Source organism: Acetobacter farinalis, from assembly GCF_011516935.1.
Classification (GTDB): Bacteria; Pseudomonadota; Alphaproteobacteria; order Acetobacterales; family Acetobacteraceae; genus Acetobacter; species Acetobacter farinalis.
This window is the reverse complement of record NZ_WOTF01000003.1, coordinates 1-18,145: the sequence shown is the minus strand read 5'-3', so window position 1 is coordinate 18,145 and position 18,145 is coordinate 1. Positions and strand designations below refer to the sequence as shown.

Sequence of the window (18,145 nt, the reverse complement as noted above, 5' to 3'; positions counted from 1 at the left end):
TCTCGTGAAACTGATTGGCATTGAAGAACATTTCCTCACAAACGAGGTAAAGGCCGCATGGTCTGCCCTCAGCCTTGAAGCGTCCGACCCGAGTGTCGCCTTTCATGGTGGCGCACTGGAGACGCGGCTGTGTGATCTCTCCAATGAGCGTCTGGCGCTCATGGATGAAACCGGGTTGGATGTGCAGGTTCTCTCACTCACCACACCATCCTTACATGATGTCGGGGTTGAAAGCGTTGCCATGGCCCGCCGTGTCAACGATGCCGTAGCCGAGGCCGTGGCGCGGCATCCTGACCGCTTTCAGGCATTTGCGACACTTCCCGTAACACAGCCGGATGAGGCCGCGCTGGAGCTTGAGCGCTGCGTCAAGACGCTCGGCTTCAAAGGCACCATGCTCTGCGGCCGGGTTGGGCAGCGTAGTCTGGACCACGCAGACCTGCTGCCCATCTTCCAGAGTGCCGCCGCGCTGAAAGCGCCGGTGCTGCTGCACCCGAGAGTGCCGGAACAGTCAGTCCGGGATGCCTATTATTCCGGCTTCAGCCCGTCTGTGGATGCAGCGTTTTCCTGCTTTAGTCTGGGCTGGCATTATGATGCGGGGCTTCAGTTCCTGCGCCTTATCCTCGCGGGGCACTTTGACCGGATGCCGGACTTGCAGATTATTCTGGGGCATTGGGGAGAGCTGGTGCTGTTCTACGCTGAACGCTTTGCCAATGTGGATCGTGTCTCCGGCCTCGCACACCCGGTGATGACGTATTTCCAGCGGAACCTGTACGTTACGGCCAGTGGCATGTTCCTGCCGCACTATCTGGAGCAGGCCGCGCGCATTGTCGGCACGGACCGGCTGCTTTTCTCAACCGACTACCCTTACCAGTATCGGCCAGGCAGAACTGCACGGCAGTTTCTTGAAACATGCGGTCTGGATGAGGCCGGCAGGCTGGCGTTTGCCAGCGGGAACTGGCAGCGCCTGACCGGAGAGCTGTGAGACGCACCTGCCGGAACATCACACGCCGCACACTCTGAACGTGGCATTCTCTGAAGCCTGAGTGCGTGGCCGGTTTGCGTTGAAATCTGCTGAACGCCTGCACGATCCGAATGCAGGCGTTCAGCTTTTCCGGACGCGTGCCCTTGCAGGGATCAAGCGTCCTTATTCGACCGTGACTGACTTTGCGAGGTTGCGGGGTTGGTCCACATCCGTGCCTTTGAGCACGGCAACTTCATAAGCCAGCATCTGCACCGGAATGGTTTGCAGGATGGGGGCCACAAAATCATGCACATGCGGCAGCACCACCATATCTTCTGCAATGGCAGAGACACGGTCCGCGCCCTTGGTGTCGGTAAAGACCAGCAGGCGTCCGCCGCGGGCCTTGGCTTCCTGAAGGTTGGAAAGCGTTTTATCAAACAGCGGTGTGTACGGCGCGCTGGCAACAATCGGCACGGTTCTGTCGATCAGGGAGATGGGGCCGTGCTTCATCTCACCCGCAGCGTAGGCCTCTGCGTGGATGTAGGAAATTTCCTTCAGCTTCAGAGCGCCTTCCATGGCGACGGGGAACATGCTGCCCCGGCCAAGGTAGAGCACATCCCGCGCTTCCGCTACGACCCGCGCCATGCGGCGGATGGCATCGCCTGACGTGAACACGTCAGCCGCACGGCTGGGCAGATCAAGCAGGGCAGCCACCAGAGCTTCTTCCCCCGCGGTGTCCAGCGTGCCGCGGGCACGGGCCGTGGCAATGGTCAGGCAGGCCAGAACGGTCAACTGGGCGGTAAAGGCCTTGGTGGAGGCGACTGAAATTTCCGGACCGGCGACCGTGCCGAGCACAACAGCACTTTCCCGCGCCATGGTGCTCTGCTCCACGTTCAGGATGGAGAGGATATGCACCGCCTTTTCCCGCAGGCTGCGGAGGGCCGCCAGCGTATCCGCCGTCTCACCGGACTGGGAGACGAGCACCCCAAGGGAGCCGGATGTGAGCGGCGGATTGCGGTAGCGCATCTCACTGGCCACATCGATATCCACCGGCAGGCGGGCAATATCTTCCAGCCAGTACCGGCCGATCATGCCCGCATAGAATGCGGACCCGCAGGCGGTGATGACAGCGCGGGGCACGGACGCCAGATCGAACGGCATGTCGGGCAGCACAACCGTGCGGCTCGCCGGGTCTACCAGACGCTGGAGCGTCTGGCCGATAACCAGCGGGTGTTCGTGCAGTTCCTTTTCCATGTAATGGCGGTAGCCATCCTTGCCGATAGCCCCTGCGACCAGTGCGGTTGTCTGCTCTTTCCGCGTGACGGGCGTGCCATCAAACGTCATGAATTCAGCGCCCGCGGGGGTGATCACCACGCAGTCCCCATCATCCATGTAGGTAATGCGGCGGGTCAGCGGGGCGAGGGCGAGGGAGTCAGAGCCCAGAAACATTTCCCCGTCACCATAGCCCACAGCCAGAGGGGCATTGTGGCGGGCGCCAATCATCAGCCCTTCATGCCCCGCAAAAATCATTGCGATGGCATAGGCCCCTTCCAGGCGCTGAAGGGTTTTGAGAGCGGCCTCTTTCGGGCCAAGGCCCTGCGCCAGATGATAATCCACCATCAGGGCGATGGTTTCGCTGTCCGTTTCCGTATGGAAAACCTGCCCGACGGCTTCAAGCTCCCGGCGGAGGGTCTCAAAGTTTTCGATAATGCCGTTATGGACAATCGCAACCCGCTCCGTGCTGTGCGGATGGGCGTTGCAGGTGGTAGGCGCGCCATGCGTGGCCCAGCGTGTGTGGCCAATGCCGGTGGTGCCGGGGAGCGGGTTTTCTTCCAGAACGTGGGCCAGATTGTCCAGCTTGCCCGCCGCGCGGCGGCGTTCTACCCGGCCATTCGCCAGTGTTGCGATCCCTGCGGAATCATACCCGCGATATTCCAGCCGCCGCAGACCTTCAAAAACAATCGGGGTGGCGTGCCGCAGGCCGACAACGCCGCATATTCCGCACATCAGCCGTTTTCCTTTCTGGCCCGAAGGGTTTCCTTGAAGCGTTTGCCCAGTTCCGGCTTGTTTTCCTGCCGGGGGCGGCCAAAGGCCATGGCCTCTTCAGGCACGTCCTTGGTAATCACGCTGCCAGCCGCGACCAGCGCATTGGTGCCTATACTGACAGGGGCGACCAGAATGGCATTGGAGCCGACAAAAACCCGGTCCCCAATGGTCGTCCTGTGTTTGAAGAAACCATCATAATTACAGGTAATGGTTCCTGCGCCGATATTGGTGCCAGCCCCGATGGAGGCATCCCCCAGATAGGTCAGGTGGTTGGCCTTGGCGCCATCACCGAGTGTGGTGTTTTTCACTTCCACAAAGTTCCCGACGCGGGCTTGTGCGCCAATATTGGTGCCGCTGCGCAGGCGGGCATACGGGCCGATAATGGCATTCGCCTGTACCGTGCAGCCTTCCAGATGGCTGAAGGCGCGGATTTCCACACCGCTTTCAACGGTCACACCGGGGCCGAACACCACATGGGGTTCCACCAGAACATCCGGAGCCAGCGTGGTATCCGCACAGAAAAAGACGGTTTCAGGTGCGACCAGAGTCACGCCGTTTTCCATGGCCTTCTGGCGCAGGCGGTTTTGCAGGGCGGCTTCCGCTTCGGCCAGTTCACTGCGGGAGTTGATACCGCGTAGTTCAGCCTCGGCGGCTTCCACCGCGTGGACGCGCACGCCATCGGCCACGGCGCAATCAACCACGTCCGTCAGGTAGAACTCGCCTTTTGCGTTGTCATTTTTCACGCTGTGCAGCCAGCGGCGGAAGGTTGCGGCATCCGCGCACAGTACACCGGCATTGCACAGATCAACAGCCCGCTCTTCCGGCGTGGCATCCGCCCATTCCACAATCCGTTCCACAAGGCCGTCATGCGCAATCACCCGGCCATAACGGCCCGGTTCAGTGGGGCGCATGGCCAGAAGCGCCAGCCCGACATCCGGCGCATGCCGCGCTTCGAGAAGGCGGGTGAGTGTTTCAGAGGAGATCAGCGGATTATCAGCATACAGGACCGCGACATCCCCCTCGCCAAACCATTCTTCCGCCTGCAGGGCGGCGTGTGCGGTGCCCAGACGTTCATGCTGGATCACAACAGGGTAAGGGGCAGCCAGTTCAGCCACATCGGCCATCTCCGGACCGATGACGATTACCAGCCGGTCAAACACCTCGGCCGCGCTGGCTATCAGGTGAGCCAGCATGGGCCTGCCTGCAAGACGCTGCATGGCCTTCGGGCGAGAGGATTTCATACGGGTGCCAAGGCCTGCGGCCAGCAGCACGGCGGTGGCGGGGCGGGATGAGGAGGAAGACGTCATGATCACCTTGCGGTAAGCCAAGCTCATGCACGTGTCAAACGTCTGGCAGGGTAAAGGCGTTATAAGGGTATCATAAAATTTTTCCGAAATTTACCGAAGGATAACAGTCCATGACTCACCCAAGGCTTGCAGTGTTTGATATGGACGGCACCCTGCTGGACTCCCTGCCGGATATTGCGGATTGCGTGCGCGAAATTCTGGCTTCACACGGCCTGCCGCCCGTGTCGGACAGTGTGGTGCGCGGTATGATTGGCAATGGGGTGCAGGCGCTGGCGGAAGCGCTGATCCATACGGCGGACCCTGCCGGAAATGTGGGGATGCAGCCGGATCAGATCGTCCGACAGTTTCTCGCGCTGTACACCCCGCGTGCAACGCGCCTTTCCCGTCTTTTTCCCGGCACGGAGGCGGCACTTGAGGTGTTGCGGGGGCAGGGCTGGCGGCTGGCTGTCTGCACCAACAAGCCCGAAGCAGCGGCGCGGCATATTCTTGACCAGTTCGGACTGACGCCGCTGTTTGCCAGCATAGGGGGCGGGGACAGCTTTCCTGTCAGAAAGCCGGACCCGCGCCATCTGCTGGGCACCATTGCTCAGGCCGGGGGGCAGCCCGCCAGCACGGTGATGGTCGGGGATATGATGCCCGATCTGCTGGCAGCAAAAGGTGCGGGAGCACCCTCCCTGTTTGCCGCATGGGGCTATGGGGATCCGGCTTTCGCAAACGCGGCGGACGCCAGTGCGGCAAGCATGGCGGAGGTTCCAGTCAAGGCACAGGCTCTTCTAGGGTAGTGTCAGAGGTGCTCAGGGTGTGAGGGAGGCAAATTTCTGCAGGGCGGCTTCACCCGCACGGGTAAAGGCCTGTTCGCTGAACTGGGTCAGGACATAGTTCCGGCCAGCCTGCCCCATGGGTGCGAGCTGCTCCGGCTGGCTCAGGGCGGTTGCCAGAGCTTGGGCCAGTGCATCAGGGTCCTTCGGCGGGACGGTCCAGCCGGTTACGCCATTCCGGATGGAATGCGTCAGTTCTCCAACGGCGGAGGCAATAACGGGTAAACCCGCCTGCATGGCCTCATGCGCGCCCATGCAGAACCCTTCCCAGTGGGACGGTTGCAGATAAAGATGCTGGTCGGCCAGAAACTGCTCCGTCCTCTCGCAGAAGCCGGGCAAGGAAATCTGTTCGCTCAGCCCGTTTTCACGGATGAGGGCTTCCAGTGCCGGGCGTTCCTCACCTTCTCCCGCAAGGGTCAGATGAAAAGGGGGGAGCGCCTCTGCCTGTCTGAGCCGGGCGAGGGCCAGACAGAGCGTGTCAAACCCTTTCACCGGATGCAGCCGCCCCAGAGAACCAAGGCGCACAGGTTCCCCCCGCATCCAGGGGCGGGACTGAAGGGCTGTGGGGCGCGCGTGAAAAATCGGCCAGCACAGCAGGCGCTCAGAGGGAATGTGGAGTTGCTGGCGCGTGATGTCCGTCACGTATCGGGAATCGCCCAGCCAGAGGCAGGAGGCGTTTCGCCGCAGACGCAGCAGGGTGCCGTTGGGCGGGCGGAGCCGGGCGGAATGCTGCCAGCTTGCCACAGGCACACCCCGCATCTGGCCGATAATCTGCCCGAGCAGTGTCGCGCGCGTCAGGGAGGTCCAGATATGGGTGGGGCGCCAGGCGTCCATCTGCTGCTTCAGCCAGAACAGGGCGGCGAGATGATCTTTTCGGCCGCCATCACGAATCCGGACATCAAGCCCGGCATCCTGCATGGGCTTGATGGCCCGGCCATCGCGCCGCGTCAGGGCGAAAACGGCCACCTCATGCCCGGCATTGCGAAACACACCGGTAATGGCCGGTACAGGAAACGCCGCACCGCCCCCTTCGGTCGAATTGATAAGATAGGCAATGCGCATGGTGGCTCAGGGTTTCGCTGCGGCTTCAGCGGCAATCAGCTTTTCCGTCAGTTCCAGATCGGCCGGCTTATCCACGTCCACCGCAGCCCGACCATCTGAAAGCGGCACCAGTTCGGCCGTTGTGCCACTCAGGGCCCCAATCCGCGCGCACAAGGCGGCGCGGGTCAGCTTCTTGCACAGTGCCCGCAGCAGAATGCCGGGGCCAAGCAGCCAGGCAATGCGCAACGGGTGCTTGCGGTTTTTTTCCACGCGCTGCCACAGGGCGGCAACCTGCAAAGCCGCGGGCGTGCGGAACAGGAACAGGTTACAGCCGGAAAACGCCATATCGGCCAGCCTGACAAAAGTGCGCTTCGTGCCGGGAACGTCCCGCAGGACCACGGCCTCCGGCGCAACGGCGGCGGCCACGTCACTCTGCGGGCTGCATCGGGCCAGAAACTCACTGATCCAGGCCGAGCGCAGCAGGGCATTGTCAGCAGTGGTGACCAGCAAGGGAGTTCCCATCCGCTCCAGCCCGGCCAGCACGCTGGCGCTGGGGCCGTTCGGGCTGGCGGGGATGATCTCGATATCCGTGGGGAGGAGACCCTCCAGAACGGCGGGGGCATCAATACAGACAGCAATCCGTCCGATTTCCGGCGTGGCCCGCAGAGCCTGAATTACGCGCAGGATCATGGGGACGCCCGCTACGGGCAGAATGGCCTTGTGGGACACGCCATAAGCCTGTGCCATCGGGTCTGGCGTGCCGGGGCGTGTCCCGGCCAGAACCAGTGCGGAAAGTGCTCCGCGCGGCGTGCTCATACCGGGTGTCTGGTGTGATGAGCGCGCATCATGATCTGGCGTCCGGGCGTGCGCCATCGGGCCGGTCACGCGGGGGGGAGCCTGTCAGACGCATGACCCAGGGGAAGCGCCCGGCTTCCTTGATGTCATACCCCAGATTGAACACGGTAGGGCTGCGGGGGCGGGCTTTGGCGTCCACATAGTAACTGCCGAACAGGCGGTCCACCACAAAGCTGGTAATGCCGAAGTTGCCGTCTTCATCATGAAAATGGTGCAGGACGTGCCGCGCTTTCATGCGCTGGATCCATGCGGAACGAGGCTTGTAGTTCAGGTGCTGGATGCAGTGGAAGAATTCATAGATGCAGGTAATGACCAGACCCGTGCCAAATGCCGTGGCGGCCGCGCCCCAGCCCCCGATCAGATAGCCGATGGGCCCGGTAATGCAGCCGATGGTCGGCACCGTGGTGAGGGGGGAGCCAAACAGAACATCCAGCAGATGTGGGTCCTGATGATGGTCAAAATGGATGCGCTTCCACAGGGAGGACGTCCATTTCATCTTGTACAGCATGCGCCCGTGCAGAACGTAACGATGCAGCAGGTACCACGCCAGCGGATAGACCAGAATGACCGCCACAATCGCAACAAGCGTGGGGCCCCACCCCGCAAAGGCAAGGACCGAGGCTGCAACGCTGGCGATAATCAGCACAAAATACAGCAGGATGGTCGGGTAGGTCAGATAGGCAACCCACAACTGCCGGAGGTTCATCTTGCCCAGATCGAAACTCCGGCCTGTCCGTAGGGTTGCGTTATTCAGAGTGCCGCTCATTTTGCTTCGTTCCTCAGGAGCGCAGTGACTGCCCCGAGCGTGAAGATAATCAACCCGGGAATGGTTGCAACGGGCGGGGGCAGAAGTCCTGCATTTCCCATGGCCCGTAACAGCCCTTGCGCAATAATGAAAAGTAGCCCGGCCCCAAGGCACCAGACCGGAACCCAGCTACGTGTGCCTGTTCTGGGGGGGATATAGATTACCGGCATGGCAAGCAACAGCAGCACCATCATGGCCGCGGGGCGGAGGAAGCGTTCCAGCAGGCCGGCCTGCAGAAATCCCGAACTGGAATCCGAAGGCAACCGCCCACGGAGCATCCCGATAATGGTGCCGGAAGAAAGCGGAGGGTTTTCGGCGGAAAGCCTGATGAAATCCCACGGGTGCAGGGTGGTCTGCCAGGGCATGCTGTCCTCTGCGGGGAGCCTCTGGGCTTTCTGCTGGTCTATCTGAACGCGGGTAATGGCATGAAGCTGCCAGCCGTGGGCATGGGTATAGTCCGCGCGTTCGGCATGGAGTGTTTCCTGAAGCAGGCCTTCAGGAGTACGGGTGTAGAGGTCAAGGTGCGCGAGCATGTTGCCGCCATCCGCCACATACCGCACATGCGCGAGTCGCCCGCCTTCATGAAACCAGAAGGCGTGGCCGTCCTCCGGGTGTGGGTCCGTACGGTTCCACCAGGCCGCCAGAGCCTGCTCGGATCGGGGTGTGACCTGATCATCCAGAACAATCCCCAGCGCGCCAACCAGCAGGGTGGCCGGAACAAGCCGCTTGTAGAGCCCCCACATGGACAGGCCGGAGGCCTGCAGGATGGCCATCTCGCTGGCGAGCGTCATTTGCGTCAGCATCAGCAGCGCGCCAATCAGCACGCCAAGGGGCAGGGCTCCAGACATCAGAAACGGCAGCCGCATGCCCGCATAGGTCAGGATACCGGCCACCCCCAGATGCCGCTGGAGAATGGGGGTGGTCTGTTCCAGAAGGGCCAGAATTTCCATCAGCCCGACCAGAATGGCGGAACTGAACATCACACGGTTGAACAGCACGCCAGACAGGTAGCGCAGCAGAACATGGGTCGGGGCGGGAGGCTGCGTTTTCAAGGCAGGGCCTTCTGGTTGTTTTTCTTTTCGATGCGCCGCGCGCCGCCCCACCGGGCCTTCAGAGTCTGGAACGTGCCGGACTTATAAAGCAGCAACAGGGAGCTGCCAGTGACAAACACAAGGGCCGGGCCCCAGATCATCAGAAGCGAGGCCTTCTTGGTAGCGACCATGCTGTGCCCGAACTGGAGCATGTGATCAAACCCCACCATGACAATAAAGGCCAGCACCAGCCCGGCACTGCTCCGCTGGCGTTTGCGCATGATGGCCAGAGCCGCAGCCAGGGCGGGAATGAAGGGAATGGTCAGGCTGCGGGCCAGACGAAAATGCACTTCCGAGCGCATATGCGGGCGGGAGATGGACGGGTCCTGATGCAGAAGCCGGCTGACCAGCTCCGGGGAGGTCAGCTCCCGTTCATCCTCTCCGCGTTCACGGAACGGGGCAATATGGTTTGCCCGTGTCAGCAGGCGCGTTGCGTGCTCAAACGTGGTGAGGGTAGGGAGGCCCTTGCCGGGATCAGTCAGAATTGTGCCGTTTTCCAGATCAATTTCCACGGCGGAATTGTCAGAGGCCAGGCGGATATGGCCGTGCCGGGCAGTAATATCGCGCTCCTGATGGTCCGAGGTATCGCGGATAAACACGCCCTGCAGGTCTGACCCGCCCTGTGTAACGTGGTCTGCCACAATGGTGAGCGTGGGGGAGGGGCTTGCAAACATGTTGGATTGCAGCCGCGGTGCCCACCCGGTGTGGCTGGCTGTGTAGAAGGTCGCACGGAAATCATATCGGGCATGCGGCTGAACAAACCCGTACAGCAGGAAGGCAATAAAGCTCAGCACGCCCCCAAGCAGGATATAGGGGCGGGTGATACGCACCAGAGAGATGCCGCTACTCGTGATGGCATCAATCTCTTCATTCTGGCTCATGCGCCGGATAATGGAAAAAACGCTTACACACAGCGCGGCCGGTATGGCCAGCCCCAGATAATGAGGCAGAAGGGTGGTCAGCAGCTCAACAAAAATGCCGAGATGGTTGTTGCCTGCGGCCAGCAGATTGAAAAGCACCAGCAGCCGTTCCAGCAGCAGGGCGATCATCACCACAGAAAGTGCGACCATGAAGGGGGGAACAAGCTGCGCAATCAGATAGCGGTCCAGAGTGCCTGGAGTGAAAAACGCTTTCACGCGGTGCAGCAGGGGGTGATTCAGCATGGGGCTGTCATAGCGGGATTGAACGGGAAAGGCGATGAGGTGTGAAATTTCGTATCAAACCATCCCGCATCATGCCATCGGCTCCAAGTTCCCGCCGCAGAACGGTGATTGACCAGTGTCCGGCCTGCGGATGGACTGCAATGGCATTCCACCCCGCTGCGGTAGCCGGGTTGCCCGCACTATGAGAGGCGGAGGTCGTGCCGACAACCGGAATATCCGTATCGGGGATGCAGGTATGCGTTGCGCGGTGCGAGTGGCCATGCAGCACCAGCTCGGCTCCGGCTTCGCGCAGGATGGTCTGGAACAGCCGGAAATCCTCCAGTCCCTTGCGGCGGCTGACCAGATTTTCCACAGGTGGATGGTGGATCAGCACAACCCTGCACAGTCCGGCCCGCCCCGTTCTGGCAAGAAGGGCGCGCAGGCGCTCCGCTTGCGCAGCCCCGATCCTGCCAGAAGCAAAAAACGGGGCGGTTGGCACGGCTGAGTTCACGCCAATCAGGGCAATATGGTCTTTGACCAACAAAGAGGGAAAGGTTGTGCCCGTTTTCAGCCACTCAGCCCAGAGGGCCGCCTTGCCCGAGGCATTCTCCCGGATCAGCGCATCATGGTTCCCCGGCACCAGCAGGGTCGGGGGCAGACTCTGCTCTTCCAGCCACTGCCGGGCGCGCCGGAACTCGGAACGCAGGCCAAGGTTGGTCAGATCTCCCGTCAGGGCAATCAGTTCGGGGTGAGCCTGCCTGATATCGTCCATCACGCGTGCCAGAGGCGCGGCCTTATGCAGATGGCGGCGTTTCAGTGTCCAGGACAGCAGGCTGAGGAGGCGCTTGAAGCGAATTTCGTCCGGAGCGGGCAGTTCTGCCAGCGGCAGGTGGGGGTCGGAGAGATGTGCGATTTGAAAAAAAGACAAGAAGGAAGATCTCCGGCACAGGGGCCTGCAAGGACAATATGTGACAAGTGCTGTGAGTCTAATTATACCACCGCCATATGCCGGGGCAAAAGCGCTGGCGCCGTATCTGCAAAAACAAGAGTTTCCGAGTGTCCGATCGTTTTGCCTTGATCCACAATTCCCGCAGTCGGCGCAATATCGAAGCGGATCGTCGTTACCTGGAGTGCGCACGGAGCATGCTGGGGCCGATGTTTTTTTCGCCCACCTCGCAGGAGGAACTGTATGAGGCGGTGGAGAGTCTGGCCCGGCAGCAGGTTGAGTGCCTGGTGGTGGATGGGGGGGATGGCACGGTCGGGAATGTGCTGAGCGCCGTGTATGCCTCCTCTTACCCCAAAGACAAACTGCCCGTGATTGCGGTTCTGCCGTCAGGCAATACTAATCTGATTGCTGCCGATGTCGGCTTCGGCCTGCGCGGGGCAGAGGCCCTGCACTGCCTTCAGAACCGGTGCCGGTCGGGGGATTTGCAGTCAGGCGTCAAAAAACGGCAGCCGCTGGTTGTGTCCTGGCCGGGCTTGAATCGGGCTCCTGTCCTTGGTTTTTTTGGCGGGTTGGGGGCGTTTACCCGGGGCATTGAAATTGCCCATCAGCCAGCCATCCTGAAAAATTACGCGCATGATACGGCTGTGCTGATCACGCTGGCGGAAACATTGCGCCAGATCATCACCCCGCGCCTGCGGCAGAAATGGGTGGAAGGCACTCCTGTGGCGCTGGCGCTGGATGAGGCCGCGCCAGTGGAGCGGAGCCGTTTTCTCTTTCTGTGCACGGCGTTGCACCGCCTGCCATATGGCGTCTGGCCGTTCTGGCGCGAGAGCGCACAGAAGGATGAAGGGATCAGCTATCTGGATGTGGCGGCACACCCGCCAAAACTGCTGCGTGCTCTCTGGAACCTGCTGCGCGGGCGCACTCCTGCATGGCTGCGGGACAATCCTGCTTACACAAGTGCGTCTGTGCGGCGCATCCTGCTGAAAACAAAACAATCTTTTGTGCTGGACGGTGAGATTCTGGAAACCGGACCTGAACACAGTCTGGAACTCTCTGCCGGGCCCGTTATCTCTTTCCTGCAGGCATGACATGATAGAACAGCCACCCCTGAAGGATACATCTTCTGGCATGAAGGGCCGCGCTCTTCAGTGTCTGGATGAACAGATCGGGCAGGAACTGGCAACGCCGGTCAGCCGGCATGTGGTGGATTTTGTCGAGCAGATGCTTGGCGAGGCCACCCCGCTTGGGGTGCTGTTTTACGGGTCTGGTCTGCGCAGCGGCATTCACGCGGATACCCTGCTGGATTTTTACGTCATTGTTCACAACCAGTCCGACTGGCCCCGGGGGAGGCTGGCCTGTCTGGCCAATACGCTTCTGCCCCCCAATGTTGAATATCGTGAACTGAGCATCGGGGGCCGCCTCTTACGGGCCAAGATTGCCATCCTGACATTGGCCCAGTTTCGCAGGCTGACCCGCTTCAGCGCGCTGAACACCACAGTCTGGGCGCGTTTTTCTCAACCCGTCCGGCTGGTCTGGCAGCGTGATGCGGCGGCGGCGCATGCCCTGCGGCGGTGCGTCATGCGTGCCACCCTGACGGCGGCCCGCTGGGCGGCCTTTCTTGGCCCCGAAAAAGGCGAGTGCGATGCGTTCTGGAACGCGCTCTACCGCCAGACCTATCAGGCGGAACTGCGTGTTGAAAAAGCGGGCCGGGGTGCGGGGATCGTCGCCAGCTATCAGGAACGGTATCAGTCTTTGCTTCTGCCGTGCTGGCAACTGGCAGACGTGCCCTACGTGGCGGAGGGGGGCGAAGTGCGCCCGTTGATCACCCCTGCGGAGAAAACCCGGGCAGAGCAGGCATGGCAGGTCCGGCGGCAGTCAGGGCGTCCGCTGAATATCCTGCGCCTGATAAAGGCAGCCTATACATTTACCGGGGGAGCCCGCTATGCCGCGTGGAAAATCGAACGCCATAGCGGGATAAAAGTCCCTCTGACACCGTTTGCAGAAAAGCACCCTCTGCTGGCCGCGCCACCGCTGGTCTGGTGGCTATGGCGCAAAGGGGCTTTCAGGCGCTCTTAAGCAGCGCTCGGCAGAGCGTTGGCGTCACGGGCCGCCTGCTGGAAGATCTCGATAGCCTTGTCGATCTGGGCTGCGGTGTGTGTTGCCATCACAGAGCAGCGCAGCAGCGGGCGAGAGTCCGGCGTTGCGGGCGGCAGGCTGAGGTTGACGTAAACGCCCAGATCCAGGAGGCGGTTCCACATTGTAATGGCCTGCCCGATTTCTTCGAGTGTCACGGCAATCACCGGGCTTACCTGTTTGCTGGCGTTCAGCCCGATACGGTGGAATCCGGCATGCAGGCGCGCGGCGTTGTCCATAAGCTGCGTGCGCAGTTCAGGGTGCTCGGCCATGTCTTCCAGCGCTGCCATGGTTGCGGCAATCACTTCCGGCGGCAGGGAGGCGGTGAACATGTAAGGGCGGCAGTTCAGCCGCACAAATTCCAGCTCCGGATGGTCGGACACACAGTACCCACCAACCGTACCAAGGCTTTTGGAGAACGTGCCGACAACAAAATCGACATCGGCTTCCACACCCGCGGCTTCAGCAACACCGAGGCCCTTTTCCCCCATCACGCCGAAGGAATGGGCTTCGTCAACCAGCAGATAGGCACCGGTTTCGCGTTTGACCGCAGCCATCTCGGCAATGGGAGCCACATTGCCGGTCATGGAATAAATTCCTTCCACAACAATCAGCTTGGCTCCGGGCGTGCCGTCCAGACGTTTCAGGCGCTTGTGCAGATCATCCGCATCATTATGCCGGAAGCGAATGACCTGTGCAGGGCTCAGGCGGCTACCGTCATAAATGCTGGCGTGGCTGTCGGCATCCAGAATCAGGTAGTCGTCTTTCCCCGCCAGGGTGGAAATCATGCCCAGATTGGCCTGATACCCGGTGGAGAACACCATTGCGTCGCGCCGACCAAAATAGTTGGCAATCCGGCTTTCAAGCTGCCGGTGGAGGGATTGCGTGCCGTTGGCAATGCGGGAGCCGGTGGTGCCCACGCCGCAGGCGGCAACAGCGTCCTGCGCCGCCTTGATGGCGCGGGGGGACTGGCTGAGGCCCAGATAGTTGTTTGTGCCGAAAAGCAGCGTCTCGCGGCCTTCAATCAGACCCACCGTGGAAGAGAGGGGCTTTTCGATCACAACAGAGAACGGATTGCGTCCACCGGCTTCCATCAGGGCACCGAGTGAACTTGCAATACCGTCAAACTTGGAAAACAGGGACGTCATGCGTGGTCAGCCTTTGTTTTTTAGATCGACAACGCAGGTTGCGAGATCATTGATAGTCCGGATATCGGCCAGCTTGTCGAGCGGAACGGAGACATCCATGCAGTCTTCCACTTCCATGACAAAATTCATGACAGCCAGAGAGTCAAAAGCCAGATCGTCCATAATCTTGCAGTTGCCGTCGATATCACGCGGCACTTTCGGGTTGGCGAGAAGCTTCTGGATGATCAGCGCAGAAACGCTTTCAACAGTTTCGCTCATTTTGGACTCCTTTTTTCCCGCCTCAACAGGCAGAGGCTGCTTCGGACTGCGGTTCAAACATGCCGGACTGGAACATCTTGCGGGCTTTGGCGCGTGTCAGCTTGCCGGAAGAGGTTTGCGGCAAGGCATGCGGGGCCACCAGCACGACGGAAACATCCACACCATGCAGGCGGCGGAACAGGCTGGCTGCCTCTGCGCGCAGGGCTTCCCGTGCGTCCGGCGCTGTCGCACGGCACTGGATCAGAGCGACGATTTCTTCATGATCTCCCTGATCGAGCGAGAACACGGCCACATCGCGGCTGCGCAGGGAGGGAATGTGGCTCTCGGCGGACCATTCCAGATCCTGCGGCCAGATGTTGCGACCGTTGATGATAATCAGGTCTTTGGCGCGACCGGTGACCACAATCTGACCATTCAGCATGTAGCCGAGGTCACCCGTATTCAGCCATTTGTTGTGGTCGAGCACTTCCTCCGTATCCGCAGGCTTGAGGAAGTAGCCATCCATCAGGCTCGGGCCACGCACAAAAATGGTGCCAATCTGCCGGTCAGCCAGCACGGTTCCGTCCGGGCTCCGAACTTCCATGTCATGGCCGGGCAGCACCTTGCCGCAGATCACGAATGTTCTGGTCGGCGTGGCCGGGTCTGTCGCGGCGCGGGCAACGCCGTCGCGTTCCAGAGCGGGCAGATCAATCGTATCAGTTTCAATGCCGCTGTTCAGGGGAACAAAGCTGATGGCCAGCGTTGCTTCCGCCATGCCATAGCTGGCGACGAAGGCTTTGGGGTTGAAGCCGGCAGGTTCAAACCGTTCAGAGAACTCTTTGAGGATATGCGGGCGGATCATGTCGCCCCCAATGCCGGCCACACGCCAGCAAGAGAGATCCAGCCCGGCAGAGGCAGGGCGGCGCGCGCACAGCTCATAGCCAAAGGAAGGGCTGTAGGCGATGGTGCCTCGGTTACGGCTGATCAGATCCAGCCAGACATGCGGACGGCGGGCGAATTCGCGTGTCGGGAGCAGGTCAACCGTCAGCTGGCATGTCATGGGGGTCAGAAAGAAGCCGACCAGCCCCATGTCATGATAAAGCGGCAGCCAGGAAACGCAGCGGTCGCCGGTTTCGTGCACACACAACCCATCATGGGCAATGGCGGCCACGTTGGCCATGCCGGAGCGCTGGCTGACGCACACACCCATCGGGGAGCGGGTGCTGCCCGAAGAAAACTGAAGATAAGACAGGTCTTCCGGGCGGATTTCCGGCAGAGCCATATCCGGCACGGGGCGTGCCATCAGTTCAGCGGGGGAACCGGCAAAGGTCAGGCCAAGGCCGCTGACAATATCATCGGTCCAGCCTTCAATGATCTGCGGGATAACCACGGCACTGGCCCCTGCGCTGGTAATCATGCCGCGCAGAGTGGTCAGGTAGGTTTCTTTCCCGGCAAAGGCAACGGGAAGGGGGAGGGGGGCCGCAACCAGCCCGGCATACTGGCAGCCGAAGAAAATGCGGGCAAAATCGCCATCGCTTTCCGCGACAATCGCCACGCGATCACCCGGCTGAAGTCCCATGCCCAGCATGCGCAGGCCGGTTTCAATCGCCTGCTCGCGCAGGACGCGATACGGCAGGGCTTCAAGCAGAACCCCTTTGCCGGAATAGATATTAAAACCTGCTCCGCCCTGTGCGGCATAATCCAGCGCTGCGGGGAATGTCGCAAAATCGCCATAGCGGCGCGGCTGGCCGGAAGCAGCTGGAACGGGTTGCAGGGTCTCTTCGTCAGAAAGTGAAGAAGCAGGATTCAAAACGTTCATCAGCTGGCCATTCGAAGAAAATCAACAATAGCGTCGGCCCCTACCGGCGCGGTTGGTTCGTCCCCCGTGAGATCGAACGTGTCGCGTATATAATCTTTTTGTAGATTTACGAAAGCATCATGTGAAGAAAATGCGGCATCGACGTCTTCAGCAAGGGTTTCCAGGCGTTCCAGCACAGGCCCCAGGGTCCAGAAGCGGTAATTCTCATCCCCCTGCCAGGCGACCTTGTGCGCATTCAGGAACAGGCAGGGGCGCGGATGAATCAGGAACTCGGCAATCTGGGAACTGGCGTCGCCAAGATACAGGTCCGCGGCTGAGGTGTAGGTCATGTCGATGCTACGGGCGCTGCCTGTATCAATAATCATGTGCGGGTGGCCGCCAAAAGCCCGCTGGAGCTGCGTCGCTTCCGCGCGTCTGTTGTCAAACAGACGGTAATGCGGCGCGAAAATCAGGTTGTAGCGGTCCTGGTTGGCAAAATGGCTGAGGATATTCAGCCCCATCTGCGGCCAGGAGGAGAGGCGCGCATTAAAGTGCGGGTTATAAAGAATGGTCGGGCGGTTGTTGTTGAACAGGCGTTCACCGGTGTTCCGCATCCTGCGAACCATGTCGAACTTGGCATACACACCCGTATGGTAATGGCCCGGGCGAATGGCGCCCTGCGCAAGAAGGCGCTGCTCGACCTTTTTCCCGGCCATAAGAACATAGTCAAAATTTTTGACATCCCGCGCAAACCCGATGGCACGGTCACCCGCGCCATGGCGGGTCCAGATCAGGCGTGGCTGGCGGACACCAAGCGTCCTTAAATAGAGTGATGTCCGTTCGGGCACGACAATGGCCTGAAACGTAGAGAAATATTTCTTGTTGAAAAAAAGGCTCGCAAGGCGGGAAAAAACGGTGTGCCCATGCCGTTCCACACGTTCACGAATCACGTTTGGCAGGTGCAGAAGCTCGAAGCTTGCTTTCGATTCCGGGTAATACGCCGCGAGGGATTGCGCATACTCCAGATGAGCCTGTGTGGCGCAGGCAACATGGACTTCCGTCTCCGGGTGTCGGCTGGCAATTTCCATTGCAATCGGCAGGGAATGCAAGGTTTGGTGCGGCTGTGCGATGTAAGGAAAAAGAACGCGCATCAGTAAAATAACACCTCTTGTGTTGAGGCATGATCCGGCTTGGTCGCTCGCGTCATTCTGTGCCTCATCAACCTGTCCATAGTGCGGCACTATAACCGGCACACATGCACAAATCGTGGCACGCTCCATATAGTCAAGGTCAGTCACGAGGGGGCAGGGCCTTAAAGCCCCGGTTTTTCGTGAGCAGGAGCGCAAGGGGAAGAGGCACTCATCTCCCGGCTTCTCCCCCTTCGGGGAGGGGAGGTAACATCAGGCCAGCACCCCCGTCTCCCATATAATAAAGATGCATAGGCTCTCGCGGGGGCGTGGCGGGGAGGGGGGAGTAGACAAAGTATGCGCACAGGATGGCTGTCCGAGGGGGAAATCGCTTCATTCATCAGGTCGAATTCCGTCGTAAAACCCGTGCAGGCTGATTGTGAGGCGCAATTCAAACGGTGTCCAAGCGGAGCGTGTGGGGAAAAACTGGCGGGAAACTAGGATTTTTGTTTAGGGCATGGGTGTGGGGTGCATTTTTTTGAAGTTTTTATGATGAGGGGTGTTGACGGGGTGTGTTTGATCGCTTAGAAACCGCTTCACCGACGCGGTGGTGTTTAACGGTTGACGGAGCTGAGAGGCTCTGCTAAGTTACTTGGCCCGGTTGGGGGGTGGTCTTTGACAAGAGAA

At 60.5% G+C, this 18,145-nt stretch carries 16 protein-coding genes; 4 read left to right on the top strand and 12 right to left on the bottom strand.

Annotation, left to right across the window (positions count from 1 at the left end; all coding sequences use genetic code 11):
* Positions 1-4 precede the first annotated feature (4 nt).
* The gene (locus GOB82_RS04985; protein WP_166120499.1) at positions 5-982 is read left to right on the top strand and encodes an amidohydrolase family protein; all 978 of its coding nucleotides are present in this window, start codon (positions 5-7) and stop codon (positions 980-982) included.
* A gap of 162 nt (positions 983-1,144) precedes the next feature.
* On the opposite strand, the gene glmS is transcribed toward GOB82_RS04985, so the two are convergent.
* The gene (gene glmS, locus GOB82_RS04980; protein WP_166120496.1) at positions 1,145-2,968 is read right to left on the bottom strand and encodes a glutamine--fructose-6-phosphate transaminase (isomerizing); all 1,824 of its coding nucleotides are present in this window, start codon (positions 2,966-2,968) and stop codon (positions 1,145-1,147) included.
* Complete coding sequence (gene glmU, locus GOB82_RS04975; protein ID WP_166120493.1) at positions 2,968-4,341, bottom strand: bifunctional UDP-N-acetylglucosamine diphosphorylase/glucosamine-1-phosphate N-acetyltransferase GlmU; 1,374 nt, start codon at positions 4,339-4,341, stop codon at positions 2,968-2,970. The genes glmS and glmU overlap by 1 nt, the downstream gene beginning before the upstream one ends.
* Positions 4,342-4,424: 83 nt before the next feature.
* Between glmU and GOB82_RS04970 the strand changes: the two genes are divergently transcribed.
* A complete protein-coding gene (locus GOB82_RS04970; RefSeq protein ID WP_166120490.1) occupies positions 4,425-5,096 on the top strand; it encodes an HAD family hydrolase in 672 nt (223 codons plus the stop codon).
* 12 nt (positions 5,097-5,108) lie between these two features.
* On the opposite strand, the gene GOB82_RS04965 is transcribed toward GOB82_RS04970, so the two are convergent.
* The 6 genes from GOB82_RS04965 to GOB82_RS04940 are packed head-to-tail and all read right to left on the bottom strand — an operon-like array spanning position 5,109 to position 10,994.
* Positions 5,109-6,194: a glycosyltransferase family 4 protein gene (locus tag GOB82_RS04965; protein ID WP_166120487.1), complete on the bottom strand. Its 1,086-nt coding sequence runs from the start codon at positions 6,192-6,194 to the stop codon at positions 5,109-5,111.
* Between the two features lie 6 nt (positions 6,195-6,200).
* Positions 6,201-6,989, bottom strand: a complete 789-nt coding sequence (locus tag GOB82_RS04960) for an NTP transferase domain-containing protein (RefSeq protein WP_166121053.1) — start codon at positions 6,987-6,989, stop codon at positions 6,201-6,203.
* Positions 6,990-7,017: 28 nt separating this feature from the next.
* Positions 7,018-7,794 (bottom strand): sterol desaturase family protein, encoded by a 777-nt coding sequence (locus tag GOB82_RS04955; RefSeq protein ID WP_166120483.1) that lies wholly within the window; start codon positions 7,792-7,794, stop codon positions 7,018-7,020.
* Positions 7,791-8,885: an LptF/LptG family permease gene (locus GOB82_RS04950; RefSeq protein WP_242007212.1), complete on the bottom strand. Its 1,095-nt coding sequence runs from the start codon at positions 8,883-8,885 to the stop codon at positions 7,791-7,793. Before GOB82_RS04950 ends, GOB82_RS04955 begins: the two co-directional genes overlap by 4 nt.
* Positions 8,882-10,087, bottom strand: a complete 1,206-nt coding sequence (locus tag GOB82_RS04945; RefSeq protein ID WP_166120480.1) for an LptF/LptG family permease — start codon at positions 10,085-10,087, stop codon at positions 8,882-8,884. Before GOB82_RS04945 ends, GOB82_RS04950 begins: the two co-directional genes overlap by 4 nt.
* 7 nt (positions 10,088-10,094) lie before the next feature.
* Complete coding sequence (locus GOB82_RS04940; protein WP_242007211.1) at positions 10,095-10,994, bottom strand: metallophosphoesterase family protein; 900 nt, start codon at positions 10,992-10,994, stop codon at positions 10,095-10,097.
* Between the two features lie 128 nt (positions 10,995-11,122).
* Between GOB82_RS04940 and GOB82_RS04935 the strand changes: the two genes are divergently transcribed.
* Positions 11,123-12,103 carry a diacylglycerol kinase family protein gene (locus GOB82_RS04935; RefSeq protein WP_166120477.1) on the top strand — a complete coding sequence of 327 codons (981 nt, stop codon included), beginning with the start codon at positions 11,123-11,125 and terminating at the stop codon, positions 12,101-12,103.
* Positions 12,104-12,143: 40 nt separating this feature from the next.
* Positions 12,144-13,091 (top strand): hypothetical protein, encoded by a 948-nt coding sequence (locus GOB82_RS04930; protein ID WP_166121044.1) that lies wholly within the window; start codon positions 12,144-12,146, stop codon positions 13,089-13,091.
* On the opposite strand, the gene spt is transcribed toward GOB82_RS04930, so the two are convergent.
* From spt to GOB82_RS04910, 4 genes are read right to left on the bottom strand one after another with little or no spacing between them, the layout of a single operon-like run.
* Positions 13,088-14,296, bottom strand: coding sequence for a serine palmitoyltransferase (gene spt, locus GOB82_RS04925; protein WP_166120475.1), 1,209 nt, complete (start codon positions 14,294-14,296; stop codon positions 13,088-13,090). The genes GOB82_RS04930 and spt overlap by 4 nt on opposite strands.
* A gap of 6 nt (positions 14,297-14,302) precedes the next feature.
* Positions 14,303-14,554, bottom strand: a complete 252-nt coding sequence (locus tag GOB82_RS04920) for an acyl carrier protein (protein ID WP_166120473.1) — start codon at positions 14,552-14,554, stop codon at positions 14,303-14,305.
* A 22-nt stretch (positions 14,555-14,576) separates the two neighbouring features.
* Positions 14,577-16,352 carry a fatty acyl-AMP ligase gene (locus GOB82_RS04915; RefSeq protein ID WP_166120470.1) on the bottom strand — a complete coding sequence of 592 codons (1,776 nt, stop codon included), beginning with the start codon at positions 16,350-16,352 and terminating at the stop codon, positions 14,577-14,579.
* Complete coding sequence (locus GOB82_RS04910) at positions 16,352-17,482, bottom strand: sensor domain-containing protein (protein ID WP_166120467.1); 1,131 nt, start codon at positions 17,480-17,482, stop codon at positions 16,352-16,354. The genes GOB82_RS04915 and GOB82_RS04910 overlap by 1 nt, the downstream gene beginning before the upstream one ends.
* Positions 17,483-18,145: the final 663 nt, after the last annotated feature.